This window comes from Zhongshania sp. (assembly GCF_041623545.1).
Classification (GTDB): Bacteria; Pseudomonadota; Gammaproteobacteria; order Pseudomonadales; family Spongiibacteraceae; genus Spongiibacter.
In genome coordinates this window covers 1-3,176 of sequence record NZ_JBFJWS010000347.1, presented here as the reverse complement: position 1 = coordinate 3,176, position 3,176 = coordinate 1, and the positions used below count along the sequence as shown (strand labels likewise).

General features: G+C 53.9%; 2 protein-coding genes. One reads left to right on the top strand and one right to left on the bottom strand.

Annotated features, from left to right (window positions below; all coding sequences use genetic code 11):
- On the bottom strand, nucleotides 1-576 hold a 576-nt coding region (locus tag ABYT30_RS17630; protein ID WP_373097794.1), incomplete at its 3' end, for a PepSY-associated TM helix domain-containing protein.
- A 181-nt stretch (nucleotides 577-757) separates the two neighbouring features.
- Between ABYT30_RS17630 and ABYT30_RS17625 the strand changes: the two genes are divergently transcribed.
- A complete protein-coding gene (locus tag ABYT30_RS17625) occupies nucleotides 758-2,866 on the top strand; it encodes a TonB-dependent receptor (protein WP_373097792.1) in 2,109 nt (702 codons plus the stop codon).
- Nucleotides 2,867-3,176: the final 310 nt, after the last annotated feature.

Here is a 3,176-nt window from a genome sequence, read left to right as displayed (position 1 = left end):
GCGCCAAAGACGCCGTCCTTTGCTGGCCAAACGCGGTTGCCAGCCGCCTGCGCGTTTTGTGCGACGTGGCCACCATAGTAGCAAGCCCAGCAGTAAACTAACCAATACCCAGCTTGCTGTGAGCTCAAGTAGCCAGCGACCGATCTCCCCGCTGAGCAGCGTTGTATGCAATTCGAATACTGTCGGGAAGAAGCCTTCGTTTTCCATTCGGCTACCTAGTATTTCCAGTGTGTAAGGGTTTAGCCAAACGATGCGGTCCTGATTGTCTCCCGGCTCTTTGATATATGCCACGGTGCTGCGGCTGGCATCGCGGTATTGGCCGTAGTGCTGTAGTTGAGCGTTAGGGAAAGCGTCTTGCACCACCGCCAGTTGCGCAGACACGGGCTCGGCGCGACAAGGCTCACAGGCAGGAATTGTTTGCCATTCACTTTCTACGATCGGCTGCAGTTGTGGCTCAAAAGCGTACAAGGCGCCGGTAATGCTCAACACCAGCAACAGCGGAGCGGCAACTAAACCAATTACAAAATGCCACCGCCACACTAGCGGGTATAACGGGTTTTCGGATTTCGCCGACATATAAAAGATCCTTGATTTTTAATCCTGCGGGCTGAGGCAGCTTTCAACCAAAAAAGAGCCCGAGGGATAAATTTATTGCGCTTAGTATATGATAACAATTATCATTTGCACCACAAATCCTATTCGGGTTGCGAGAGCTCGCAATTTACCGCGCCCACCGCACATCAGGAATGGACTCTATATGCCAATTAAACCCTTACTTAGTGCCGGCATTGCGCTGATCGCGACCTTGCCTGTGCTCGCCGCCGACAATAGCAACCCACAACGGCTCGAGGAGGTTCTCGTTACCGGCGACCCCATGCAACGCAGTAGTTTGGACACGGTTTCCAGCATTAGTATCGTTCCCGAAGAGCAATTGCGGGCGCTGAATATACGCGATCTCTATGACCTTTTGTTGCGTAGCCCCAATCTGAGTGCCGCCCGAGAAGACAAGTTTTCGGTGCGCGGGATTTCCAACGAAGGAATTGGGCCAGGCGGCACCGGTCGTCCTACCGTCAGTGTATTTATCGACGGCGCCCGCCAACCGGGTCGAGGAGTGGCCAATAGTTGGGATGTGCAACAAATGGAGTTTTATCGCGGGCCGCAATCAACGGCGTTTGGCCCCGGCTCACTCGCGGGCGCGGTGGTGGTGCAGACCCGAGAGCCATCCCAGGAGGAATACAGCGGCAAGCTAAAGCTCGGGGTCGCCAATGAGCGCGGCCGTGAAGCGGGCATTGCAATTGGAGGGCCGCTCGCTGGAGGATTCGCCTTTCGCTACGCTGGCGAAACCAATCAGAGCGACGGTGAGGTGACCAACACCACCCTCAATGACGATGAATGGCAGGCCCGCAAGCGCTATATGCAGCGTTTTAAGCTTCATTGGGAGGGCGATAGCTGGTATAGCGCTAGCCTAAGCTTGCAGGACACTAAACTCCGCGAAGGCAACGAGTACCTGCCGCCGGAGCGCGCTGAAAGCGGTGAATCAACGGACAATGTAGATGGTTTCTATCATGATAATAGCCAGCTCGTGGTGTTTAAACAGCGCGCCGACCTCACCGCAGGCAGCTCACTGAGTCTGATCGCCAGTCATGCTGAAAATTACAATCAACGTAAAGGCGACTACGATATATCCGCTGAAGACAATGGCTACTTTATTAATACGGTGGACACTGAAAACAGTGCGTTGGAGCTGCGCTTGCACTACAAAACCGCGCTGCTAAAAACGGTATCCGGGCTGTATTACAGTGAAGACAAACTGCGCGGTACGTCCAGCTCCGTCGATCTACCGTATACCATAAGCGGCCTGCGCCTGCGCGCTGCTGCGGACCTTGCCGCCGATCGTGATGCAACGACCAAGGCGGTCTACAGCGAAGCTGATATTCATCTCGGTAGCCGCTGGACCCTGACTTTAGGCGCGCGTTACGAAGAAAACCAGGCTGATAACCACAGCGCTTTGACCGTCACCGGTGCACAGCTGATGGATCCGGTTGCTGGCAGTACGGTGCCGGCAGACTTCAGCGCTGTACTCAAGCCGATATTAGATAGCGATAATACTGCGCCCAGCGGCGACGCTGTCTTCCTGCCCAAGGTTGCCATCAGTCTGGATATTACCGATCAACTCAGCGGATATTTTACCCGCAGCCAAGGTTACCGTGCCGGCTCGGTAGATTTTGTCAGCGAGGGCGAGTCCCCAAGTTATGGCCCTGAATACACCAACAACTATGACTTGGGGTTGAAATTCCAGCAGGGTAGCTGGTTTGTGCAGGCGTCGATATTTCGCATCGACTATGAAGACATGCAGATCGGAGTGCGGGTCGATGCGTCTAACTTTCGTACCGACAATGCCGGCGAGGCGCGTTCACAGGGTGCTGAACTTGAATTTCGCGGTGAGCTTGGCGCAGGCTTCAGTGTGTTTGGTGGTATCGGCTATGTCGATACAGCTTTCATAGAATATGAAGATGACGGCGTCGATTATGCAGGCAACCATTTTCCCAATGCGCCACGCAATACCGCTAACCTGGTTGTGCGTTATGAAAATAGCCGGGGGTTGTACGCTGATCTGAGTTGGTCGCACAGCGATGGCAGCTTTACTGATCGGGAGAATAGCGATCGGCTGCGGGCCGATAGCCGCGATTTATTCGGTGCCCGCCTGGGTTACCAGGGCGAGCAAATGGGTGTGGAATTGTATGGCCAGAACATCACCGATAAATTTTACATCACCGATCGATTCAACAGCCCGTCATTGGGTATTGACGCGGCTTACGTGGGAGACTCGCGTGAAGTCGGTGCGCGGCTCAGCTATCGGTTTTGATATGCACTTATTGTGTAAGTAATGAACGGATTAAAAGTATCCTTTGCGAGTAGGGGAGGCTTGTCTGGAAAGTCTCCGTCTCTACATCGCTGCAAAGTCCCGCTCGCCTTGAATGGGGTGGCGATATAACCAATCAGGCAAGCCGGTCTACCAGTTCTAGCAAGAGCTCGGTAGACCGTTTCATCGAGCCAATATCACCACCGTACTGCAGCAGTGCAACGCCCATAGAGCCACCAATAAAAGTCAGCAATAAATCGTCGGCGCTATAGCCTTTGGGAGCTTCGCCGCGATCAACTGCTTGTTGAAAAAT

Excerpts from the sequence above, each read along its gene's own strand:
- ABYT30_RS17625 (WP_373097792.1), top strand. The coding sequence starts at position 758 with ATGCCAATTAAACCCTTACTTAGTGCCGGCATTGCGCTGATCGCGACC.